The organism is Streptomyces sp. NPDC059582 (assembly GCF_042735715.1).
GTDB lineage: Bacteria > Actinomycetota > Actinomycetes > Streptomycetales > Streptomycetaceae > Streptomyces.
Window position 1 is genome coordinate 65,115 of the sequence record NZ_JBHWCC010000011.1, and the last position, 20,184, is coordinate 85,298.

At 71.2% G+C, this 20,184-nt stretch carries 22 protein-coding genes and 1 pseudogene; 13 read left to right on the forward strand and 10 right to left on the reverse strand.

Annotated features, from left to right (window positions below; genetic code table 11):
- Nucleotides 1–2 precede the first annotated feature (2 nt).
- A pseudogene (locus ACFV0T_RS12750) lies at nt 3–287 on the reverse strand (PLD nuclease N-terminal domain-containing protein); the annotation flags it as partial.
- A gap of 88 nt (nt 288–375) precedes the next feature.
- Here ACFV0T_RS12750 and ACFV0T_RS12755 point away from each other — a divergent pair.
- The 3 genes from ACFV0T_RS12755 (at nt 376) to ACFV0T_RS12765 (ending at nt 3,497) form a co-directional block, all read left to right on the forward strand.
- Complete coding sequence (locus ACFV0T_RS12755; RefSeq protein ID WP_385777516.1) at nt 376–1,833, forward strand: menaquinone biosynthesis decarboxylase; 1,458 nt, start codon at nt 376–378, stop codon at nt 1,831–1,833.
- Nucleotides 1,830–2,732 carry a menaquinone biosynthesis prenyltransferase MqnP gene (mqnP, locus tag ACFV0T_RS12760; protein WP_385777518.1) on the forward strand — a complete coding sequence of 301 codons (903 nt, stop codon included), beginning with the start codon at nt 1,830–1,832 and terminating at the stop codon, nt 2,730–2,732. The genes ACFV0T_RS12755 and mqnP overlap by 4 nt, the downstream gene beginning before the upstream one ends.
- Nucleotides 2,733–2,822: 90 nt before the next feature.
- Nucleotides 2,823–3,497 carry a UbiX family flavin prenyltransferase gene (locus tag ACFV0T_RS12765; RefSeq protein ID WP_385777520.1) on the forward strand — a complete coding sequence of 225 codons (675 nt, stop codon included), beginning with the start codon at nt 2,823–2,825 and terminating at the stop codon, nt 3,495–3,497.
- Nucleotides 3,498–3,502: 5 nt separating this feature from the next.
- Here ACFV0T_RS12765 and ACFV0T_RS12770 read toward each other — a convergent pair whose 3' ends face one another.
- The gene (locus tag ACFV0T_RS12770) at nt 3,503–3,646 is read right to left on the reverse strand and encodes a hypothetical protein (protein ID WP_385777522.1); all 144 of its coding nucleotides are present in this window, start codon (nt 3,644–3,646) and stop codon (nt 3,503–3,505) included.
- Nucleotides 3,647–3,704: 58 nt separating this feature from the next.
- Between ACFV0T_RS12770 and ACFV0T_RS12775 the strand changes: the two genes are divergently transcribed.
- From ACFV0T_RS12775 to ACFV0T_RS12795, 5 genes are all read left to right on the forward strand, one after another.
- A complete protein-coding gene (locus ACFV0T_RS12775) occupies nt 3,705–4,160 on the forward strand; it encodes an Lrp/AsnC family transcriptional regulator (protein WP_385777524.1) in 456 nt (151 codons plus the stop codon).
- Between the two features lie 50 nt (nt 4,161–4,210).
- Nucleotides 4,211–5,374, forward strand: a complete 1,164-nt coding sequence (gene mqnE / locus ACFV0T_RS12780; protein ID WP_385777526.1) for an aminofutalosine synthase MqnE — start codon at nt 4,211–4,213, stop codon at nt 5,372–5,374.
- 104 nt (nt 5,375–5,478) lie between these two features.
- On the forward strand, nt 5,479–6,003 hold the full coding sequence (locus tag ACFV0T_RS12785) for a GNAT family N-acetyltransferase (protein ID WP_385777528.1): 525 nt from the start codon (nt 5,479–5,481) through the stop codon (nt 6,001–6,003).
- A 122-nt stretch (nt 6,004–6,125) separates the two neighbouring features.
- Entirely contained in the window at nt 6,126–6,425 is a 300-nt protein-coding gene (locus ACFV0T_RS12790) for a DUF4229 domain-containing protein (protein WP_385777530.1), read from the forward strand.
- A gap of 55 nt (nt 6,426–6,480) precedes the next feature.
- Nucleotides 6,481–7,164, forward strand: coding sequence for a TetR/AcrR family transcriptional regulator (locus tag ACFV0T_RS12795; protein WP_385777532.1), 684 nt, complete (start codon nt 6,481–6,483; stop codon nt 7,162–7,164).
- Between the two features lie 30 nt (nt 7,165–7,194).
- Here ACFV0T_RS12795 and ACFV0T_RS12800 read toward each other — a convergent pair whose 3' ends face one another.
- Together ACFV0T_RS12800 and ACFV0T_RS12805 are read right to left on the reverse strand one after the other, a co-directional pair.
- On the reverse strand, nt 7,195–8,061 hold the full coding sequence (locus ACFV0T_RS12800) for a MaoC family dehydratase (protein WP_385777534.1): 867 nt from the start codon (nt 8,059–8,061) through the stop codon (nt 7,195–7,197).
- Nucleotides 8,061–9,362 (reverse strand): 3-oxoacyl-ACP reductase, encoded by a 1,302-nt coding sequence (locus ACFV0T_RS12805; protein WP_385777537.1) that lies wholly within the window; start codon nt 9,360–9,362, stop codon nt 8,061–8,063. Before ACFV0T_RS12805 ends, ACFV0T_RS12800 begins: the two co-directional genes overlap by 1 nt.
- Nucleotides 9,363–9,794: 432 nt before the next feature.
- Here ACFV0T_RS12805 and ACFV0T_RS12810 point away from each other — a divergent pair, with 432 nt between their 5' ends.
- Nucleotides 9,795–11,717: an AMP-dependent synthetase/ligase gene (locus ACFV0T_RS12810; RefSeq protein ID WP_385777539.1), complete on the forward strand. Its 1,923-nt coding sequence runs from the start codon at nt 9,795–9,797 to the stop codon at nt 11,715–11,717.
- A 9-nt stretch (nt 11,718–11,726) separates the two neighbouring features.
- On the opposite strand, the gene ACFV0T_RS12815 is transcribed toward ACFV0T_RS12810, so the two are convergent.
- Together ACFV0T_RS12815 and ACFV0T_RS12820 are read right to left on the reverse strand one after the other, a co-directional pair.
- Complete coding sequence (locus tag ACFV0T_RS12815) at nt 11,727–11,912, reverse strand: DUF397 domain-containing protein (RefSeq protein WP_385777541.1); 186 nt, start codon at nt 11,910–11,912, stop codon at nt 11,727–11,729.
- On the reverse strand, nt 11,909–12,775 hold the full coding sequence (locus tag ACFV0T_RS12820) for a helix-turn-helix domain-containing protein (protein ID WP_385777543.1): 867 nt from the start codon (nt 12,773–12,775) through the stop codon (nt 11,909–11,911). The genes ACFV0T_RS12815 and ACFV0T_RS12820 overlap by 4 nt, the downstream gene beginning before the upstream one ends.
- A 625-nt stretch (nt 12,776–13,400) precedes the next feature.
- On the opposite strand from ACFV0T_RS12820, the gene ACFV0T_RS12825 reads away from it, so the two are divergent.
- Together ACFV0T_RS12825 and kstD are read left to right on the forward strand one after the other, a co-directional pair.
- The gene (locus ACFV0T_RS12825; protein ID WP_385777782.1) at nt 13,401–13,940 is read left to right on the forward strand and encodes a DUF6817 domain-containing protein; all 540 of its coding nucleotides are present in this window, start codon (nt 13,401–13,403) and stop codon (nt 13,938–13,940) included.
- Nucleotides 13,941–14,036: 96 nt separating this feature from the next.
- A complete protein-coding gene (gene kstD / locus ACFV0T_RS12830) occupies nt 14,037–15,863 on the forward strand; it encodes a 3-oxosteroid 1-dehydrogenase (RefSeq protein WP_385777545.1) in 1,827 nt (608 codons plus the stop codon).
- Between the two features lie 15 nt (nt 15,864–15,878).
- On the opposite strand, the gene ACFV0T_RS12835 is transcribed toward kstD, so the two are convergent.
- The 3 genes from ACFV0T_RS12835 to ACFV0T_RS12845 all read right to left on the reverse strand — a co-directional run bounded on the left by ACFV0T_RS12835 (nt 15,879) and on the right by ACFV0T_RS12845 (nt 17,764).
- Nucleotides 15,879–16,538 carry a class I SAM-dependent DNA methyltransferase gene (locus ACFV0T_RS12835; RefSeq protein ID WP_385777548.1) on the reverse strand — a complete coding sequence of 220 codons (660 nt, stop codon included), beginning with the start codon at nt 16,536–16,538 and terminating at the stop codon, nt 15,879–15,881.
- A gap of 111 nt (nt 16,539–16,649) precedes the next feature.
- Nucleotides 16,650–16,970, reverse strand: a complete 321-nt coding sequence (locus ACFV0T_RS12840) for an AzlD domain-containing protein (protein ID WP_385777550.1) — start codon at nt 16,968–16,970, stop codon at nt 16,650–16,652.
- Complete coding sequence (locus tag ACFV0T_RS12845) at nt 16,967–17,764, reverse strand: AzlC family ABC transporter permease (RefSeq protein ID WP_385777552.1); 798 nt, start codon at nt 17,762–17,764, stop codon at nt 16,967–16,969. The genes ACFV0T_RS12840 and ACFV0T_RS12845 overlap by 4 nt, the downstream gene beginning before the upstream one ends.
- Before the next feature lie 68 nt (nt 17,765–17,832).
- On the opposite strand from ACFV0T_RS12845, the gene ACFV0T_RS12850 reads away from it, so the two are divergent.
- Nucleotides 17,833–18,468 (forward strand): helix-turn-helix domain-containing protein, encoded by a 636-nt coding sequence (locus tag ACFV0T_RS12850; RefSeq protein ID WP_385777554.1) that lies wholly within the window; start codon nt 17,833–17,835, stop codon nt 18,466–18,468.
- 107 nt (nt 18,469–18,575) lie between these two features.
- Here the strand turns inward: ACFV0T_RS12850 and ACFV0T_RS12855 are convergent, their stop codons facing one another.
- The gene (locus ACFV0T_RS12855; RefSeq protein ID WP_385777558.1) at nt 18,576–18,779 is read right to left on the reverse strand and encodes a cold-shock protein; all 204 of its coding nucleotides are present in this window, start codon (nt 18,777–18,779) and stop codon (nt 18,576–18,578) included.
- Between the two features lie 297 nt (nt 18,780–19,076).
- Here ACFV0T_RS12855 and ACFV0T_RS12860 point away from each other — a divergent pair, with 297 nt between their 5' ends.
- Entirely contained in the window at nt 19,077–19,925 is an 849-nt protein-coding gene (locus ACFV0T_RS12860) for a menaquinone biosynthetic enzyme MqnA/MqnD family protein (protein WP_385777560.1), read from the forward strand.
- Nucleotides 19,926–20,184: the final 259 nt, after the last annotated feature.

Below are 20,184 nucleotides of genomic sequence, written 5' to 3' on the forward strand. Positions count from 1 at the left end.
CCCGCGTCGTCCTTCTTCTCCTCGTCCTCTTTGTTCAGGGACTTCAGGAACTCGGGGTTGTCGTCGGGCGCGACGAACCGCGCGGGACCGGTCCCGGGAGCGGCGCGCACCTTGCCGGCCACCAGCCAGGCGACCGGGCCGACCAGCACCTCGCCGAAGAGCAGGATGACGATCACCCAGACCACCTTCGGCAGGACGCGCACCTGGTCCTCGGGCGTGTTCAGGCAGTCGATGAAGGCGTAGATCCACAGCGCCAGGACCAGCAGAAGGGGCAGATACCTGAGCATGAGAGGTCGATCCCCCAGAAGACGACGACGGGGCACGGAACGGCCCCGGTGACGGGGCCAGAGTAGCCCGTACCGGATACTGGACCGCATGGCTTACGACGATCTTCGCTCTCTGCTCAGGGCACTGGAGCGTGAGGGAGACCTCAAGCGCATCAAGGCCGAGGTCGATCCGTACCTGGAGGTCGGGGAGATCGTCGACCGGGTGCAGAAGGCGGGCGGCCCGGCGCTGCTCTTCGAGAACGTGAAGGGCTCCGCCATGCCCCTCGCGATGAACGTCTTCGGCACCGACCGGCGGCTGCTCAAGGCGCTCGGACTCAAGTCGTACGGCGAGATCTCCGAGAAGATCGGCGGCCTGCTGCGGCCCGAGCTGCCGCACGGGTTCGTCGGGGTGCGCGAGGCGTTCGGGAAGCTCGGCGCGATGACGCACGTACCGCCGAAGAAGGTGAAATCCGACAGCGCGCCGGTGCAGGAGGTCGTCCTGCACGGCGACGACGTCGACCTCGACCGGCTGCCCGCGCTCTTCACCTGGCCGCAGGACGGCGGCTCCTTCTTCAACCTGGGGCTGACCCACACCAAGGACCCGGAGAGCGGGATCCGCAACCTGGGCCTGTACCGCCTCCAGCGCCACGACCGGCGCACGATCGGCATGCACTGGCAGATCCACAAGGACAGCCGCAACCACTACCAGGTGGCGGCCCGGCGCGGCGAGCGGCTGCCCGTCGCGATCGCCTTCGGCTGCCCGCCGGCCGTGACGTACGCGTCCACGGCACCGCTGCCCGGTGACATCGACGAGTACCTCTTCGCCGGGTTCATCGCGGGCAAGCGGATCGAGATGGTCGACTGCAAGACGGTCCCGCTCCAGGTCCCGGCCCAGGCGGAGGTCGTCCTCGAAGGCTGGCTGGAGCCGGGGGAGATGCTCCCCGAGGGCCCCTTCGGCGACCACACCGGCTTCTACACCCCGCAGGAGCCCTTCCCCGCGCTGAAGATCGACTGCGTGACCATGCGGAAGCGGCCGCTGCTCCAGTCGATCGTCGTAGGACGCCCCCCGACGGAGGACGGACCGCTGGGCCGTGCCACGGAACGCTTCTTCCTCCCGCTGCTGAAGATCATCGTTCCGGACATCGTGGACTACCACCTGCCCGAGGCGGGCGGCTTCCACAACTGCGCGATCGTGTCGATCGACAAGAAGTACCCCAAGCACGCCCAGAAGGTGATGCACGCGGTCTGGGGCGCGCACATGATGTCCCTGACCAAGCTGATCGTGGTCGTCGACTCCGACTGCGACGTGCACGACCTGCACGAGGTCGCCTGGCGGGCCCTCGGCAACACGGACTACGCCCGTGACCTCACGGTCGTCGAAGGCCCGGTCGACCATCTCGACCACGCCTCCTACCAGCAGTTCTGGGGCGGCAAGGCGGGCATCGACGCGACGAGGAAGTGGCCCGAGGAGGGATACACACGGGACGGCGGATGGCCCGAGATGGTGCTGTCCGACCCGCAGACGGCGGCGACGGTCGACCGTCGCTGGAAGGAGTACGGGCTGTGAGTTCAGCTTCCGCCGCGATCCCGCAGCCGGGACGCACCAAGGCGTTCCTGCGCCTGGTCATGATCGAGCACTCGGTCTTCGCGCTGCCCTTCGCCTACATCGCCGCCCTCACCGCGATGTTCGAGTGGGACGAGAACGTCCACTGGGGCCGGCTGCTCCTCGTCACCCTCGCGATGGTCGGTCTGCGCACCTTCGCGATGGCCGTGAACCGGATCATCGACCGGGAGATCGACGCCCGCAACCCGCGGACGGCGCAGCGCGAGCTGGTGACGGGCGCGATGTCGGTGCGGCACGCCTGGACGGGCGCCCTGATCGCGTTGGTCGTCTTCCTCGGCTCGGCGGCCCTGCTCAACCCCCTGTGCCTGGCCCTGGCCCCCATCGCGGTGATCCCGATGGTGGTCTACCCCTACGGCAAGCGGTTCACGAACTTCCCGCAGGCCATCCTCGGCCTGGCCCAGGCGATGGGCCCGATCGGCGGCTGGCTGGCGATCTCCGGTTCCTGGTCCTGGGACGCGGTGATCCTGGGTCTCGCCGTCGGCGTCTGGATCGGCGGCTTCGACCTGATCTACGCCTGCCAGGACGTCGAGACCGACCGCGAGATCGGCGTCATGTCGGTCCCGGCGCGCTTCGGCATCCCGGCGGCGATCCGGGGAGCGCGGGTCTGTCACGCGATCACGACGGCGCTGTTCGTCTGGTACGCGCTGGCGACCGGCGCGGGCGCGTTCTTCTGGCTGGGCCTGGTGATCGTGGCGGGCGCGTTCCTGTACGAGCACACGATCGTGCGACCGCATGATCTGTCCCGTCTGAACAGGGCGTTCTTCTCGACCAACGGGTTCATCGGGATCAGTCTGTTCGTGTGCGCGCTCCTCGACCTCCTGGTCCGGGGCCTGACCCTCTGAGAGCGGCGCGGGGGACCGACGGGGTGGCAGGCGGTGGGGATCACCCGCACCCGGCCTGAGTACCTCCCGGCCCGCCGGTACGCTCAAGGTGTGAACGCAGGAGAAACAGAGCGCGCGCCTTGGATCGTGGGGGTCTCCGGAGCGTCCGGTACGCCGTACGCGGCCGCTGTACTGCGCGCGCTTCTGGACGCGGGCGAGAGCGTCGATCTGGTCGTCAGCCGGGCCTCACGGCTCACCCTGCTCGACGAGACCGGGATCTCCTTCCGGGACGCGCACTGGCGGGACGATCTGCGGGAGTGGCTGTCCCGGGGGGCCGACGGGAAGCCCGGCACCTTCGAGGCGGACATCGACGGGGTGCGGTACTGGGGTGCGGGGGACCTGGCCGCGGGGCCGTCCTCGGGGTCGTATCCGGCGCGGGGCATGGTGATCGTGCCGGCGTCCACGGCCTGCGTCGCCGGGGTCGCTCTCGGGTTGTCGAAGGACCTGCTGCAGCGGGCGGCGAGCGTGACGCTCAAGGAGCGGCGGCCGCTGGTCGTCGCCGTCCGCGAGACCCCGCTGAACGGGCAGACGCTCCGGCACCTGGTGGCGCTGGACGACGCCGGTGCCGCCGTGGTGCCCGCCTCGCCCGCCTTCTACGCGGGGGCCACGCACATCCAGGACCTCGTGGACTTCGTCGCCGGACGGGTCCTCGACGCGGCGGGGGTCGGACACGGGCTCTACCGTCGCTGGCAGGGCGAACTCGGCGGCGGCTCCCGCCCGGCCTGAGCGCGTCAGGCACATCGAGCAACGTCAGGCACGTCGAGCACGTCAAGCACTTCGAGCACTTCGAGTACGTCAAGCACTTCGAGCACTTCGAGTACGTCAAGCATTTCGAGCACTTCGAGTACGTCAAGCACTTCGAGTACGTCGAGCAACGTCGAACTTCATGAACTTCAGGCACTTCAGACCTCTTCAGCGGAAGGCTTCGATCGCATGGACGCGGTGGACAGGCAGCTCATCCAGGCCCTGAGGGAGAACGGCCGGGCCTCGTACGCGGAGCTGGGGCGCCTCGTCGGTCTGTCGGGACCCAGCGTCACCGACCGCATCAACCGGCTGGAGGCGGCCGGTGTCATCACCGGCTACCGGGCCACCGTGAACGCCGCCAGCCTCGGTCTCGGCGTCATCGCCCTGATCGGCATCTCGCTCTCCGACGCGGCCGATCACGAGGACGTGGCCCGGCGGCTGAAGGACCTCAGCGAGATCGAGGACTGCTGGTTCATCGCGGGCGACGACTCGTTCATGCTCAAGGTGCGGGCGAGTGACGTGGACGGTCTGGAGAGGATCATCCGACGGCTGAGCGGCACCAAGGGCGTCTCCAGAACCCGTACCACCATCGTGCTGTCCACGAAGTGGGAGAACCGGGTGGGCGAGCTGCCGGAAGAGGTCTAGAGGCCTAGGCGTACGGTTGGCAGGGTTCGTCCACAGGGAGAGGCAGAAACATGGATGTCGGGCTCAAGCGCGAGCTGGAGGACAAGGTCCGGGCCGGTGAGCGGCTCACCCGTGAGGACGGCATCGCGCTGTACGAGTCGGACGACCTGGCCTGGCTCGGTGGCCTCGCGCACGAGGTGCGGACGCGCAAGAACGGCGACGTCGTGCACTTCAACGTCAACCGTCACCTCAACATGACGAACGTGTGCACCGCGTCCTGCGCCTACTGCTCCTTCCAGCGCAAGCCGGGCGAGAAGGACGCGTACACGATGCGCATCGAGGAGGCCGTCCGCCTCGCCAAGGCGATGGAGAACGACAACCTCACCGAGCTGCACATCGTCAACGGGCTGCACCCGAACCTGCCGTGGCGCTACTACCCGCGCTCCCTGCGCGAGCTGAAGGCCGCCCTGCCGGACGTCTCGCTCAAGGCCTTCACGGCGACCGAGATCCACCACTTCGAGACCATCTCCGGGCTGACCGCCTCGGAGATCCTCGACGAGCTCATCGACGCCGGCCTGGAGTCCTTGACCGGCGGTGGCGCCGAGATCTTCGACTGGGAGGTCCGGCAGCACATCGTCGACCACCGCACCCACTGGGAGGACTGGTCGCGCATCCACCGCCTCGCGCACGAGAAGGGTCTGAAGACCCCGTGCACGATGCTGTACGGGCACATCGAGGAGCCCCGGCACCGTGTCGACCACGTGCTGCGGCTGCGCGAGCTCCAGGACGAGACCGGCGGTTTCCAGGTCTTCATCCCGCTGCGCTACCAGCACGACTTCGTCGACATGAAGGACGGCAAGGTCCGCAACCGCCTCCAGGCGCGTACGCAGATGGCGACCGGCGCCGAGGCGCTGAAGACCTTCGCCGTCTCCCGGCTGCTGTTCGACAACGTCCCGCACGTGAAGGTCTTCTGGGTGATGCACGGTGTGCAGACCGCCCAGCTCGCCCTTCAGCACGGCGCCGACGACATGGACGGCTCGGTGGTCGAGTACAAGATCACCCATGACGCCGACAACTACGGCACGCCGAACAAGCTCACCCGCGACGACCTGCTCGACCTGATCCGTGACGCGGGCTTCCGCCCGGTGGAGCGCAACACGCGCTACGAGATCATCCGCGAGTACGACGGCCCGGACCCGGCGCGCCGCGAGTCGCCCCAGCCCATGCGGGTGTGAGACGACCGGACGGCGGGGCGAGGGGTCGGGGCACGGGGCGAGGGGTCGGGGCGCGGGGCGAGCGGCCGGTCAGATGATGATTTCGTAATGGATACACTCGGTCCATGCCCCTTACCTTCACTCTCGATCCCGCCGTCGATCCCGCCCTGCGCGACGGCATCCTCGGTCTGTGGACCGACGTCTCCAACGCGGGTGGCTCCGTGGGCTTCGTGCCGCCGGTGACGCGGGAGGACATACGCCCGGAGCTGGTCAGGCACCTCGTGGGCATGGCGGAGGGCCGCACCCGGCTGCTCGTCGGGCGCGACGAGCGGGGCGAGGTCGCCGCGACCGCGTTCTTCGCCTTCAACACGCACCGGCTGATGACCCACTGGGTGTGGCTGTACACGGTGATGGTGGCTCCGGGGCACCAGGGCAAGGGGTACGGCCGGGACCTGCTCGCGGCCGCCGCCGAGCAGGCCCGCTCCTTCGAGGGCATCGAGGCGATCCGGCTCACCTGCCGGGGCGGGAACGGGCTGGAGCGGTTCTACGGCTCCTGCGGCTACAAGGAGGTCGGGCGGGTGCCCGGCGCGATCCGGGTGGCCCCCGGCGACGACCGCGACGACATCACCATGCTGCTCCCCCTCACCTGAGTCCCCGCACCGCCCCGCACCCCCCTGCAAGATCGCAAGTCAGGCGTGCTTCACTGGACGGTGCCCTTTGGGTTCGTTTATGGGTTCGTTTGGAAGTCGTCGCAACGGAAGAGTGGATTGAGATGCTCCGCTACACGCTGATGCGCCTCGGGGTCTTCGTGGGCTGCCTCGTGGTCGTCTCGGGCCTCGTCTACTCCGGTGCCCTCCCGCGCGGTCTCGGCGACTCCAACATCATGTGGATCGCCCTTCTCTCCCTGGTGCTCTCGGCGCCGATCAGCTTCGTGGTGCTGCGCAAGGAACGCGACCGCGCGTCCGTGCAGGTCGTGGAGCGGGTGGACCGGATGAAGGCCAACATCGAGGCGAACCGCTCGCAGGAGGATGTCGTGGACGACACCACCAGGGCACAGGGACAGGCTTCCTAGCACTTCCCAGCACGCTTCGCCCCTGGCCGGTCCGGGCCCAACTACTCTTGCCCCCATGGGTGCCGTCAAGACCAAGCGGATGCCGCGTGCGGTCCGCGAACAGCAGATGCTGGACGCCGCCGTGCGGATCTTCGGCCAGCGCGGCTACATGGCCGCCTCGATGGACGAGATCGCCGAAGTCGCCGGTGTCTCCAAGCCGTTGGTCTACCTGTACCTGAACTCCAAGGAAGACCTCTTCACCGCCTGCGTCCGCCGCGAGGCCGCCGCGCTCAGCGAGGCCGTGCGGTCCGGCGTACGGCCGGGCCTCGGCGCGGACCGCCAACTCTGGGACGGACTGCAGGCGTTCTTCACCCACACCGCGCAGCACCCCGACGCCTGGTCCGTGCTGCACCTCCAGGCACGTACGCACGGTGAACGGTTCGCCGCCGAGGTGGCCGCGATGCGCGAGGAGATCGTCGCGTTCGTGACCCAGCTGATCGTCGTCGCCGCGCGCGAGGCTCTCCCCCACCCTCGGCTTCGCTCGTGCGGGGGGACCCCCACCGACGCCGACCTGCCCGAGCGGGAGGTCGCCGGACTCGCCGAGGCCCTGGTCGGCGCCGCCGAGTCCCTCGCGGCCTGGGCCAACAGCACCGAGGGTGTCTCGGCCCGGCAGGCGGCGGCCACCCTGATGAACTTCGCCTGGGCGGGCCTGGGCAACCTCATGGAGGGACGACCCTGGTCGCCGCCGGAGGCCGACTAGGGCGAAGCCGGCCCTGGTCGGCCGGTGTCGTCAGCCGGGCGTCAGCGGTGCCACGCTCCCGCTCACGTGGAGCCGTCCGTCCGGTCCCCGTAGTTCGAACCGGCCGCCCAGCGCCGCGTACCGCACCGTCCCCGGCAGCGGCACCGGCGCCCGGAACTCCGCGCGGACCCGGGCCGCCCGCGGGGTGCCGTGCGCGGCGAGGCAGCGGGCCACCGTCCACATGCCGTGCGCGATGGCCCGCGGGAAGCCGAACAGACGGGCGCTGAGCGGATGCAGATGAATGGGGTTGCGGTCTCCGGAGGCGGCACCGTAGCGCCGCCCCACATCGGCGGCGAGCCGCCACTCGGCGAGCGCGGGCAGCGGCCGCTCCTGACGCGCCGGCGGCCCGGCGGCCGGCCCGTCCGTGCGGTGCCGTGCGAGATAGGTGCTCCGCGACTCCCATACGACGTCCGCGCCGGCCCGGACCTCGGTCACCACGGCGGCCTCGGTGCCGCGCCGGTGCGGCACCAACCCCTCCACGTACACGCCGAGTTCGTAGCCGGCCGTGGCCTGCAGGACGGTGTGCCGGGTGATCTCGATCGACGTGTGGACCAGGCCGAGCAGCGGCAGCGGGAAGTCCCGGCCGCTCATCAGTCGCATCGCCGACGGGAAACCGAGGATGTGCGGATACGTGATCGGCAGCGCGTCGTCGCCGGTGGCGAAGCCGCACACCCGCTCGTACGCGGCCAGCCGCGCGAGGTCGGCGCGCAGGTCCGGCAGGACCAGGCGGGTGCGCGGGAAGGCGGCGCCGGGGCCCGGCCGCTTGAGGGGTGAGCGCAGGGCGCCGCGGGCGAACAGCGGGGCCAGGGCGGGGGAGCGGCTCAGAACGGTGGCCGCGTAGGCCTCGGAGGTCGTCATCAGGCCCCCAGCAGGCTCTGCCCGCAGACCCGTACGACCTGCCCGTTGACGGCGCCTGAGGCCGGGTGGGCGAGCCAGGCCGTCGTCTCGGCCACGTCGACCGGGAGCCCGCCCTGCGCGAGGGAGTTCATCCGCCGTCCCGCCTCGCGGATGAACAGCGGGACCGCGGCGGTCATCCGCGTCTCGATGAACCCGGGCGCGACCGCGTTGACCGTGACCCCGTGCTCGGCGAGGGCGCGTGGCGCGAGCGCGCGGACCAGGCCCACCACGCCCGCCTTGCTCGCGCCGTAGTTGGTCTGGCCCGCGTTGCCGGCGAGGCCCGCGATCGACGCGGTCGCCACGACGCGGCCACCGCGCCGGAGCGTGCCGGCGGCGAGCAGCGCGTCCGTGGTGCGCAGCACGCTCTTCAGGTTGACGTCCAGCACCGAACTCCAGCGCTCGGCGGACATGTTGACCAGGCGGCGGTCCCGGGTGACGCCCGCGTTGTGGATCAGGACGTCCAGGCCGCCGGGCAGCGCGGCCGCGATCCGGACGCCCGCGTCGGCGGCCGTGACGTCCAGGGCGAGCGCGGTGCCGCCGAGCCGTTCGGCGACCCGCCGGGCGTCCTCCTCGGCGGACGGCACGTCGAGGACGACGATCTCGGCGCCGTCCCTGGCCAGCGTCTCGGCGACAGCCTCGCCGATGCCGCGGGCGGCGCCGGTGACGAGGGCGGTACGCCCGGCGAGAGGGCGGTCCCAGTCGTCCGGGGCGGTGGGCTCGTCGTCCCCGACGTGGATCACCTGGCCGCTGACGTAGGCGGACCCGGGCGATAGCAGGAAGCGCAGGGTGGACTCGGCGGCCCGCGCGTCGGTGAGCCGGAGCAGGTTCACGGTCCTGCCGCGGCCGATCTCCTTGCCGAGGGAGCGCACGAAGCCCTCCAGCGCCTGCTGCGCGGCGGCCTGGTGGTGGTCGGCGGGGTCGAGCGGCGCGCCGAGCACCACGATCCGCCCGCTCGCGGCGACCGAGCGCACCACGGGGTGCAGGGCCGCGTGCACCTCGGCGAGCGCGTCGACGTCCCGCACACCGGTGGCGTCGAGGACGACGGCCACGGGGTCCGCGGAGCCCGCGGTGAGTCCCGTACGGGCCAGGACCGGGGCCGGGTCCAGGTCGGACTTTCCGGCCGTCAGGTGCAGCAGGGTGCCCTCGAAGCGCGGATGTCGCGACGACCTGCGGCTGAGCGCCGCCGGCTGCGGCAGGCCCAGCCGGCGGGTGAGGAAACGGCCGGGCGCGGTGCCGGTGAAGCTCAGATAGCGGTCCGCCATGTCCAACTCCTGGCTCGGTCCTTTTTGCTTACCCTGGAGTAAGGTTACCGGAGGTAAGTCTAGGTCGGGAGCGAGGAGCAGGTCGAAATGAGCCTCCTGGAGCCGCCGATGGAGCCGTCGCGGCACGACACGTCGCGATCGTCGGCCGCAGCCGGATCCCGTTCGCCCGCTCATCCGACGCTGTCACGGTCGACCTGGAACGCCCATGACCTGGCGAGGGACGTGAACGTTCCTCACGTAACCGCCGATGTTGCACACCCCTGGCTCCGGACCATCCCGTAACCGGCACACGCCCCCCACAGGAGCCCCGTACGATCCCCTTCCTAACCGCCGGTAACCCTTGCCGCGGCTTGCCGCCGGTGAACGCCTCGATGCACGAGGCACGTACGTATGCAGCAAGCAGTCCGCCGCTGCACGCCTCAGGAGCCGCCCGTGTCCACTCCTTTCCCGACCTCCGCCGCGTTCTCCGACGGCGCGGGGCCCGCGCTCGTGGAGCCCGAGACACGGCGGCTCGACGGTGTCGTACGGGAGGCGTCCGTACCGCCGTTCGCCCACCAGGTGACCCACGGCTCCCTCGCCGACCTGCCCTTCGACAACGCGGCCGCGGCGCCGGGCGCCGTCGCCCTCAGCCGCAGGCTCGGGGACGAGGGTCGGTGGGCGGACGTCACGGCGGCCCAGTTCGCCGCCGAGGTGCAGGCGGTGGCCAAAGGACTCATCGCCGAGGGGCTGGTGCCGGGCGACCGGATCGCCGTCATGTCCCGGACCCGCTACGAGTGGACCCTGCTCGACTTCGCCGCCTGGTCGGCCGGCCTGGTCACCGTTCCCGTCTACCCCACCTCCTCCGTCTTCCAGACCCGCTGGATCCTGCACGACTCCGGCGCGGTCGCCCTGGTCGCCGAGACGGTGGCCCAGGCGGCGGCCCTCGGCCCCGAACGCGAGCACCTGCCCGACCTCCAGCACATGTGGGTGATCGAGAAGGGGCACGTGGAGCGCCTGGCGGAGCTCGGCGCCCAGGTGCCGGACCAGGAAGTGGAGGTGCGACGCGGGGTGCTGGGCCCGGACACCCTGGCGACCCTCATCTACACCTCCGGCACGACCGGCCGCCCGAAGGGCTGCGCGCTCACCCACGGCAACTTCTTCGCCGAGGTCGACAACGCGATCGAGCTGCTCTACCCGATCTTCAAGGCGGGCATGAACGAGGAGGTCTCCGTCCTCCTCTTCCTGCCCATGTCCCATGTCTTCGGCCGCATGGTCGCCATCGCCTGTATCCGCGCCCGGGTACGCCTCGGCCACGCGCCGAGCCTGAAGTCGGAGGACCTGCTGCCGGACCTGGCCGCCTTCCGGCCGACCTGTCTGCTGGCCATCCCGTACATGCTGGAGAAGGTCTTCAACACCGCACGCGCCCGCGCCGAGGCGAGCGGCCGGGTGTCGTCCTTCGACCGCGCGGCAGCCGTGGCCCGCCGGTACGGCGAGGGCCTGGAGGCCAGACAGACCGGCACCGGTTCGGGCCCCTCCACCGCGCTGAAGGCGGCCCGCGCCTTCTACGACCCGCTCGTCTTCCGCCGTATCCGCAACGCCATGGGCGGCCGGGTCCGCTACGCCATCTGCGGCGGCTCCCCGCTCGGCCGCCGCCTGGCCGCGTTCTACGCCGGTGCCGGCATCGAGATCTTCGAGGGCTACGGCCTGACGGAGACGACGGGCGCGTCGACGGTGACCCCGCCCCTGAAGCCCCGTCTGGGCACGGTGGGCTGGCCCATGCCCGGCACCCGCGTCCGCATCGCCGCGGACGGCGAGATCCTGCTCGCCGGCGACCACGTGCTGCGCGGCTACTGGGACCCGTCGGCGGGCGGTGTCGTCCCCGCGGCCCCGGACGGCTGGCTGGCGACGGGCGACATCGGCGAACTCGACGACGACGGCTACCTCACCATCACCGGCCGCAAGAAGGAACTGCTGATCACCGCGGGCGGCAAGAGCGTGGCCCCGGCCCCCATGGAGAACTGGCTGCGCTCCCACCCCCTGATCTCCCAGTGCATGGTCCTGGGCGACACCCGCCCCTACATCACCGCCCTGATCACCCTCGACCAGGACGGCATCACCCACTGGCGCCAGATGAACCGCAAGCACCCGGTTCCACCGGAACTCCTCATCGGGGACCCGGAGTTGAACGCCATCCTCCAGCGCGCGGTGGATGAGGCGAACAAGCTGGTCTCCCGTCCCGAGTCCATCCGCCGCTTCGCCGTCCTCCCGGTCGACTTCACGGAGGAGGCGGGCCACCTCACCCCGTCGATGAAGCTGCGCCGGGAGGCGATCCTGCGGGACTTCGCCCAGGAGGTGGAGGGGCTGTACCCGCGGTGACCTGAAGGATCACTTCACGGCGTACGTCAGGAAGTCGGCCCAGGTCGCGGGGGTCAGGGCGAGGACGGGGCCGGCCTCGTGGCGCTTGGAGTCGCGGACGCGGACGGTGTGGGGGGAGACGGCGACTTCGAGGCATTCGCCGCCTTCGCCGCCGCTGTAACTGGACTTGACCCAGGTGGGTTCCTCGCTGCTCACAGCTCCTCCAGCTTCTTCTCGATCAACGTCCGGGATTCCGTGGGCGGAAGTGCCATCGCCCGCATGATTCCATAGCGGTCGGCGATCTTCCGGACCTCTTCGAGGTCGGTGATCAACCGGGGGTGTCCCTGGACCTCCGTGTACGCCACCTGCGGGTGCTTGCGGGGCGTCAGCAGGTTGAACGCACCGTCCATGTTGGGGTGTTCCTCGATGCCGGTCGGCATCACCTGGATCTCCACGTTCCGCATGCTGCTGATGCGCAGCAATCGCCCCAACTGGTTCCTGTGGACGGCTCGGCCGCCGTTCGGTCGGTCCAACAGCACCTCCTCAAGCACGTAGCTGCACAGGGGTGCGGGCCAGGTGTCGAGGACGTGTTGCCGTGCCAGACGGTCGGCCACGCGCTTGTCGATGGTCTCCTCGTCCAGCAACGGCCGTCGGCGAGAGAACACCGCCCGCGCGTAGTCCTCGGTCTGCAACAGGCCCGGCACCCCCTGGTTGGCGTAGAAGTGCAGCTCGACGGCCTCCGCTTCCAGGGCCGCATAACTCCGGTACCACTCCGGATGCCGAGTCCGTACCCTGCTCATCGCCTCGCGTACCTCGGGGATCACCGCCCGCAGGAGGCCGCCCGCCTCCAGCAGTTCGTCCGCCTTCTCCAGCACCTCCGGCCGGGGGATCCGCACCCCGCGCTCCATCGCCGACACCGCGTCGGGCCCGTACCCCACCAGCTGTCCGAACTCCCTCTGCGTGAGCCCCTTCCGCTCCCGCAGCAGCTTCAGCATCTTTCCCAGGGCGGTGAACAGCCCCGTCGTCCCCTCGGACTCCGCCGGTGTCTCCGGCCTGCGCTCCTGCGTCACGTACGCCACCGCCTTCACGCCCCTGTGGTCACGGCCGACAGCCCGTACACCCGACGTACCGCACCCGTACGGCTACCCGGCGTCGCCGGGCCACCCCTGGTCAGCGTAGAGTCACACGGCCACGCTCAGTCACGTGAACTCCCAAAACTCCACCCCCGCGACCGCCGAACTGACCCAGCGCTTCAGCTCGACGCCGCGTGGTGCCCGGCTGGCCCGGCGCCTCACCGCGCATCAGCTCGACGTCTGGGGATTTCCGTACGGCGGCGACCTGAGTCACACGGCACAGCACGTCGTGGCCGAGCTCGCGGCGAACGCGGTCACCCACGGTCGCGTACCCGGGCGGGACTTCGAACTCCGCCTCCTGCTCCGCCCGGAGGGCACGGGCTCGCTGCGGATCGAGGTGAGCGACGCACGCGGTGACGGTCGGCTCCGCTTCGTCACGGGGACACAGGAGGAGCGGGGCCGGGGCCTGATCCTCGTCTCCCTCCTCTCCGCCACCTGGGGTGTCGCGGAGCGTGCCGTGGGCAAGACGGTGTGGGCCGAACTCACCCTCGGCCCGACGGAGTCACGCCACGACGACAGCCCCGGGCGACCACGCCCCCGCACGATCCGACCCGCCGGAAGGACACCGACCGTGCAGACCTCGACCCTCCGGGTGACCGCCCTCTTGAAGGAGTGCGGAGCCGAAGCCGTCCCCCATCCCGGCGGCACCCTCCTCGCCCACCTCGACCGCGTACGCGCCCGGCTCGCCCTCTGGGGCGCCCGCTCCGACCTCCAGCTCGCCGGCCTCTCTCACGCCGCCTACGGCACCGACGGATTTCCCGAGGCACTGCTGCCGCTCGGCCGCCGCCCCGAACTCGTCGAGGCCGTCGGCGCGGAGGCCGAGGCGATCGTCTACGCCTACGGAAGCTGCGACCGCGCGGCCACGTACCCGCGCTTCGGCGACCCCGGATCGGCCCTGCACGACCGTTTCACCGGCACCGCCCACACCCCGTCGACGCGGCTGCGCCGGGACTTCGCCGAGCTCTCCGCCGCCAACGAGCTCGACCTCGCCCGCCGTGACCCCGCGTTCCGCGCGCGGTACGGACCCGGCCTGCTCACCCTGTTCACCCGCTTCCGCCCCCTGTTGAGCGAACCGGCCTGGGACGACTGCCGCGCGGTCCTCTCGCCGTAGGCCCGATTCTCCCGGCCGGTGTACGGCCCTTGACTTCACAAGACCCCCGCGCGACATTCCGGTCCCCCCGCCCCCGTCGGACCGGAAGGGCCCGCCATGTCCACCACGTCCACGAGCACGACCGGGCTCTCGCCCTCCCGCAGACAGGTGCTCGGTGCCGCCGCGGGCACCGGGCTCGCCCTCGCCGCCGGGGCGCACGGCGCCGGCGCCGCAGACCTCCCCCTCCTCGGCACCTACGACGTCGTCGTCATCGGCTCCGGCGCCGCCGGCATGACCGCCGCGCTCACGGCCGCCAAGCAGGGGCTGAGCTGCGTGGTCGTGGAGAAGGCGGCGACCTTCGGGGGGTCGGCGGCCCGCTCCGGCGCCGGCATCTGGATACCGAACAACCCCGTCATCCTGGCCGCCGGCGTCCCCGACACCCCCGCCAAGGCCGCCGCCTACCTCGCCGCCGTCGTCGGCGCGGACGTGCCCGCCGCACGACAGCGGGCCTTCCTCGGCCACGGGCCCGCCATGATCTCCTTCGTCATGGCCAACAGCCCGCTGCGATTCCGCTGGATGGAGGGCTACAGCGACTACTACCCCGAGCTGCCCGGCGGCCTCCCCAACGGCCGCTCCATCGAACCCGACCAGCTCGACGGCAACGTCCTGGGCGCCGAACTCGCCCGCCTCAACCCGCCGTACCTGCCGGTCCCGGCCGGCCTGGTGGTCTTCAGCGCCGACTACAAGTGGCTCGCCCTGGCCGCCGTCAACGTCAAGGGCGCCGCCGTGGCCGCCGCCTGCCTGGCCCGGGGGACGAAGGCGGCCCTGCTGGGGCAGAAGCCGCTCACCATGGGACAGTCGCTGGCCGCGGGACTACGGGCGGGGCTGCTGGCGGCCGGGGTGCCGGTGTGGCTCGACACCCCCTTCACCGACCTCTTCCTCGACAGCGGATCCGTCACCGGCGCCGTCGTCACCCGCGACGGCGCCGCCGGGCTCGTCCGCGCCCGGCGCGCGGTCGTCGTCGGCTCCGGCGGCTTCGAGCACAACGCCGCGATGCGCGCGCGGTACCAGCGGCAGCCCATCGGGACGGACTGGACCGTCGGCGCGAAGGAGAACACGGGCGACGGCATCCGGGCCGGGGAACGGGTCGGCGCCGCGCTGGAGTTGATGGAGGACGCCTGGTGGGGTCCCGCCATCCCGCTGCCCGGCGAACCCTACTTCTGCCTCGCCGAACGCACCCTCCCCGGCGGCCTCCTCGTCAACGCAGCCGGCGCCCGCTTCGTCAACGAGGCCGGCCCCTACAGTGACGTCGTCCACACCATGTACGACCGCGACCCCGCCGACCCGGACATCCCGGCCTGGCTGATCACCGACCAGAACTACCGCAACCGCTACCTCTTCAGGGACGTCGCCCCGGCCCTGCCCCTCCCGGACGACTGGTACCGCTCGGGCGCCGCCCACAAGGCCTGGACCCTGGACGCGCTCGCCGCGTCGATCGGCGTACCGGCGGCCGGTCTGCGCGCCTCCGTCGACCGCTTCAACTCCCTGGCCCGTAAAGGCAGGGACACCGACTTCCGGCGCGGCGACAGCGCCTACGACCACTACTACACGGACCCCGCCGTGCTGCCCAACTCCTGCCTCGCCCCGCTCTGGCTGCCGCCGTACCACGCCTTCCGGATCGTCCCCGGCGACCTCGGAACGAAGGGCGGCCTGCGCACGGACGCCCGGGCGCGGGTGCTGCGCGCCGACGGCTCGGTGGTCCCCGGCCTGTACGCCGCGGGCAACGCCAGCGCCGCGGTGATGGGCCACAGCTACGCCGGTGCCGGGTCGACGATCGGCCCGGCGATGACGTTCGGCTACATCGCGGCGTTGGACATCGCCGGTGCGCTCCAGGAACCCGGGGGCGCTCTGGGAACGCCGGGGCTCGGGAACGCGGCGGGTTAGGGAACGGGACAGCCCTTAGGGAAGCGGGAGCGGCTTGTCGGCGATCAGGAAGGCGTGCGGGGTCGTCTCCTCGAGTTCGACGTCCGCTTCGCGCACCGTCCGTGAGCGGACCGCGAAACCGGCGCCCTCCAGCAGTCCGGCGATCCGCTCGGGCCGCCGCCGCTGGAAGTCGAGCGACACCGGGTGCCCCCACGGGTTCTCGTGGCGGCGGGGTTCGTCGCCCACCTGGAAGGCGATGAGCAGATGACCGCCCGGTGCCAGGACGCGGTGGAACCCGGCGAAGAGGGAGGGGAGCAGGTCCACAGGGGTGTGGATGGACGAGTACCAGCAGACCACGCCCGCGAGGCCGCCGTCCGGGAGGTCCAGGTCGAGCATCGAACCCTGCTCGAACCGCAGCTCCGGGTTCTCGCGGCGGGCGACGGCGAGCATCGACTCCGAGAGGTCGAGCCCGAAGACCGGCAGCCCCAGGCCGGCCAGGTGGGCCGTGATCCGGCCGGGCCCGCAGCCGAGATCGGCCACCGGGCCGTGCCCGCGCACGAGTTCGGCGTACGCGCCGAGGATCGCTCGCTCCAGCGGTCTGGCCACGAGCTCCCCACGGAAGCGCTCGGCGTAGTCGTCCGCGATGGCGTCGTAGAACGTGCGGGTGATGGTGAGGAATTCAGGGTCGGAGGTCATGGCCGGTGACCGTACCGACCCCCACTGACAACGCCCGCACGGACAAGGCCGGCGCGGACAAGGCCGGCACGGACAAGGCCCGCACTGGCGGCATCCCGGCTGAGCACACGTTCAGGCCGACCCCGGTAGCGCCGCCCGCAGCAGGGCGGTGGCCGTGGCCGCTCCCAGCACCACCACCACGAACGGCGCCCGCCGCCACGCCAGTACGCCCCCCACCAGCACCCCGCCGGGCCGTGTCCACCCGGCGAACCCGCCGCCCTCGGTCAGCGCCCCCGTCGCCAGCAGCGCGACGAGCAGCACGAGGGCGCCCGCCGACAACAACTCCCGCACCCGGGCCGACAGCTCTACCCGCCCGTGCAGCACCGGTCCGACCAGCCGGAAGGCGTACGTCCCGACGGCGAGCGCGAGGATCAGCGCGACGGTCGCGCTCATGCCGCGGCCTCCTTCCCGCGGTCGGGTCCCCGTTCAAGTCCCCGTTCGGGTCCGCGGTCGGGTTTCCGGTCGGTTCCGTGGCCAGGGTCGCCGTCGTGTCCGCGGTCGTGTCCGCGGCCGTGGAGCAGGAGCCCCGTCAGCGCCAGCAGTACCGGAACGCCCGGCGGGACGACCGGGGTGAGCGCCGGCGCCACGACCGCGCCGAGCGCCGCCGCACGCCGGACGCGTACGCCCCCTTTCTCGCGCAGGGCGGGCAGGACCAGCGCGACCAGTACCGCGGGGAAGGCCGCGTCCAGGCCGTACCGGTCGGTGTCGCCCAGGGCGCTCCCGGCGAGTGCCCCGGCCGACACGCCCATGTTCCACGCGGCGTACAGGCCGATCCCCGATACCCAGAACGCCGTCCGCCGCCGGACCGGATCCGCCTGGGCGAGCGCGAAGGCCACCGTCTCGTCGGTCACGAGGTGAGCCCCGGCCAGGCGGGCGATCCGGCCCCGGCCGATCACGTCCGCGACGGCGAGGCTGAAGGCCGCCGTGCGGGTGTTGAGCAGCAGGCCGGTGGCGGCGGCGGCGAGCGGACCGCCCCCGGCCAGCAGCACGCCGACCGCGCTGAACTGCGCCGAACCCGCGTACACGACCAGCGACATCACCACCGGCACCCACACCGGCAGTCCGCCGGCCACGGCGATCGCCCCGAAGGAGACGCCGACGACACCCCCGGCGAGACAGACGAGCGCGACGTCCCGGAGCAGCTCGCGGTCGTGGACATAGGCTGATGTTCGCTGTACCGAACGCATGTTTCCTACGATGGACAGCAGAGACCTCGTTCGTCAAGCCGAACGATCGTACTTCTGGAGCGAACGCCATGTCCGATGTCCCGCCCTCGTCCCCGCCCTCGTCCCCGCCCTCGTCCCCATCCCCCTCCTCGTCCCCGACTCCGACCTCGCCCCCGTCCCGCCTCCCGCTCGACTGGATCGCCGCCTCGCTGCGGCGCGAACGCACCCGCGCCGGCCTGAGCCTGTCGGAGCTGGCCAAGCGGGCCGGGATCGCGAAGTCCACGCTGTCGCAGCTGGAGGCGGCCGGCGGTAACCCGAGCATGGAGACCGTCTGGGCGCTGGCGGTGGCGCTCGGGGTGCCGTTCAGCGCGCTGGTGGAGCAGCCCGCCCCGACGGTGCGGGTGATCCGGGCGGGCGAAGGGCCCACCGTCCACTCCGAGCAGTCCAGTTACACGGCGACACTGCTCTCGGCCAGCCCGCCGGGGGCGCGGCGCGACATCTACCACGTCCGGCTGGAGCCCGGGACCGTACGGGACTCGGAGCCGCACATCCCGGGGACGACGGAGCACATCGTGGTCGGCGCGGGCCGGGTGAAGGCGGGGCCGTGGGGGGAGCAGGCCGAACTGGCGCCCGGTGACTACATGTCCTACCGCGGGGACGTGCCGCACACGTACGAGGCGCTGACGCCGGGGACTATCTTCACTCTCGTCATGCAGCACATCTAGGGAGGACCGGGGGCAAAAGGCAGGAGCCCCGTCGCCGGATGGCGCGGGGCTCCTTGGGTACTGCTATCCATTCCGAATCAAAGCTTTGGGCTCGACGAGCCGAAGGCTTAGAGCGGGGTGACGTTCTCCGCCTGCGGACCCTTCGGGCCCTGGGTCACGTCGAAGGAGACCGCCTGGTTCTCCTCGAGCGAACGGAAACCGTTGGCGTTGATCGCGGAGTAATGGACGAAGACGTCGGGGCCTCCGCCTTCCTGGGCGATGAAGCCAAAGCCCTTTTCGGCGTTGAACCACTTCACGGTTCCGGTAGCCATAAGCCCTCCTTGGGCCCAAAGGGTCGCCCTGCTCCAGAACCCTGCAAGTGTGAAAACTGTGCTGCACAACTGCATACGTCTGAAAACGACTAGAGCCCGCGGTCACATGCTCCGCAGGCTCTGTACTGCAAGGGAAACCAAACTGCAACTTGCGGCGAGCCTAGCACGCGCCCACCCGAATGCAATAGAGGTCAAGATCACGCCACTCGGACGTTTGAAGTCGATCACTCGAGGTTGACAGCGACGCGTGACGGGGGTGGTCGCGGCCCGGCCGGCCCCAGGGTCTAGCCTCGCGATGTGGACAATTCTCGCACCCGGCCGCGTGTCGGCCACATCCAGTTCCTCAACTGCCTGCCCCTGTACTGGGGGCTCGCGAGAACCGGCACGCTCCTCGACTTCGAGCTGACCAAGGACACCCCGGAGAAGCTCAGCGAGCAGCTGGTGCGGGGAGACCTCGACATCGGGCCCATCACGCTGGTCGAGTTCCTGAAGAACGCGGACGACCTGGTGGCCTTCCCCGACATCGCCGTCGGCTGCGACGGCCCGGTGATGTCCTGCGTGATCGTCTCCCAGGTCCCGCTGGACCAGCTCGACGGCCGCCGGGTCGCGCTCGGTTCGACCTCGCGCACGTCGGTCCGCCTGGCCCAGCTGCTCCTGGCCGACCGCTTCGGCGTCCAGCCGGACTACTACACCTGCCCGCCCGACCTCAGCCTGATGATGCAGGAGGCGGACGCCGCGGTTCTCATCGGCGACGCGGCACTGCGCGCCAACCTGCTGGACGGCCCGCGCTACGGCCTCACCGTGCACGACCTGGGCGCGCTCTGGAAGGAGTGGACGGGCCTGCCGTTCGTGTTCGCGGTCTGGGCGGCCCGGCGCGACTACCTGGAGCGCGAGCCGGTCATCACCCGCCGGGTGCACGAGGCGTTCCTCGCCTCCCGCAACCTCTCCCTGGAGGAGGTCACCAAGGTCGCCGAGCAGGCGGCCCGTTGGGAGGCCTTCGACGAGCGGGTCCTGGAGCAGTACTTCACCACGCTCGACTTCCGCTTCGGCGCCCCGCAGCTCGCGGCGGTCACGGAGTTCGCCCGACGGGTCGGCCCGACGACGGGGTTCCCGGCGGACGTGAAGGTGGATCTGCTCCAGCCGTAACGGCTCGGCTCCGGCGGTGGCCGGTCGGTCCGGGCGGCGGCCGCTCGGCTCCGGTCGCGGCGGGTCGGTTCCGGCCGTAGTGGGTCAGCTCGGGTCGTGGTGGGTCGGTTCCGGCCGTAGTGCGTCGGCTCGGGTCGTGGTGGGTCGGTTCTGGCCGTAGTGGGTCGGCTCGGGTCGTGGTGGGTCGGGTTCTGGCCGTAGTGGGTCGGCTCGGGTCGTGGTGGGTCGGTTCTGGCCGTAGTGGGTCGGCTCGGGTCGT

What these genes read in the sequence shown, in the direction of transcription:
- ACFV0T_RS12840 (WP_385777550.1), bottom strand. Translation starts at nt 16,970, where the DNA reads ATGAGCGCGACCGTCGCGCTGATCCTCGCGCTCGCCGTCGGGACGTAC.
- ACFV0T_RS12800 (WP_385777534.1), bottom strand. Translation starts at nt 8,061, where the DNA reads ATGACGACCTCCGAGGCCTACGCGGCCACCGTTCTGAGCCGCTCCCCC.
- ACFV0T_RS12855 (WP_385777558.1), bottom strand. Translation starts at nt 18,779, where the DNA reads ATGGCTACCGGAACCGTGAAGTGGTTCAACGCCGAAAAGGGCTTTGGC.
- mqnE (WP_385777526.1), top strand. Translation starts at nt 4,211, where the DNA reads ATGGATGTCGGGCTCAAGCGCGAGCTGGAGGACAAGGTCCGGGCCGGT.
- ACFV0T_RS12790 (WP_385777530.1), top strand. Translation starts at nt 6,126, where the DNA reads ATGCTCCGCTACACGCTGATGCGCCTCGGGGTCTTCGTGGGCTGCCTC.
- ACFV0T_RS12850 (WP_385777554.1), top strand. Translation starts at nt 17,833, where the DNA reads ATGTCCGATGTCCCGCCCTCGTCCCCGCCCTCGTCCCCGCCCTCGTCC.
- ACFV0T_RS12755 (WP_385777516.1), top strand. Translation starts at nt 376, where the DNA reads ATGGCTTACGACGATCTTCGCTCTCTGCTCAGGGCACTGGAGCGTGAG.
- kstD (WP_385777545.1), top strand. Translation starts at nt 14,037, where the DNA reads ATGTCCACCACGTCCACGAGCACGACCGGGCTCTCGCCCTCCCGCAGA.
- ACFV0T_RS12835 (WP_385777548.1), bottom strand. Translation starts at nt 16,538, where the DNA reads ATGACCTCCGACCCTGAATTCCTCACCATCACCCGCACGTTCTACGAC.
- ACFV0T_RS12805 (WP_385777537.1), bottom strand. Translation starts at nt 9,362, where the DNA reads ATGGCGGACCGCTATCTGAGCTTCACCGGCACCGCGCCCGGCCGTTTC.
- ACFV0T_RS12845 (WP_385777552.1), bottom strand. Translation starts at nt 17,764, where the DNA reads ATGCGTTCGGTACAGCGAACATCAGCCTATGTCCACGACCGCGAGCTG.
- ACFV0T_RS12785 (WP_385777528.1), top strand. Translation starts at nt 5,479, where the DNA reads ATGCCCCTTACCTTCACTCTCGATCCCGCCGTCGATCCCGCCCTGCGC.
- ACFV0T_RS12795 (WP_385777532.1), top strand. Translation starts at nt 6,481, where the DNA reads ATGGGTGCCGTCAAGACCAAGCGGATGCCGCGTGCGGTCCGCGAACAG.
- ACFV0T_RS12775 (WP_385777524.1), top strand. Translation starts at nt 3,705, where the DNA reads ATGGACGCGGTGGACAGGCAGCTCATCCAGGCCCTGAGGGAGAACGGC.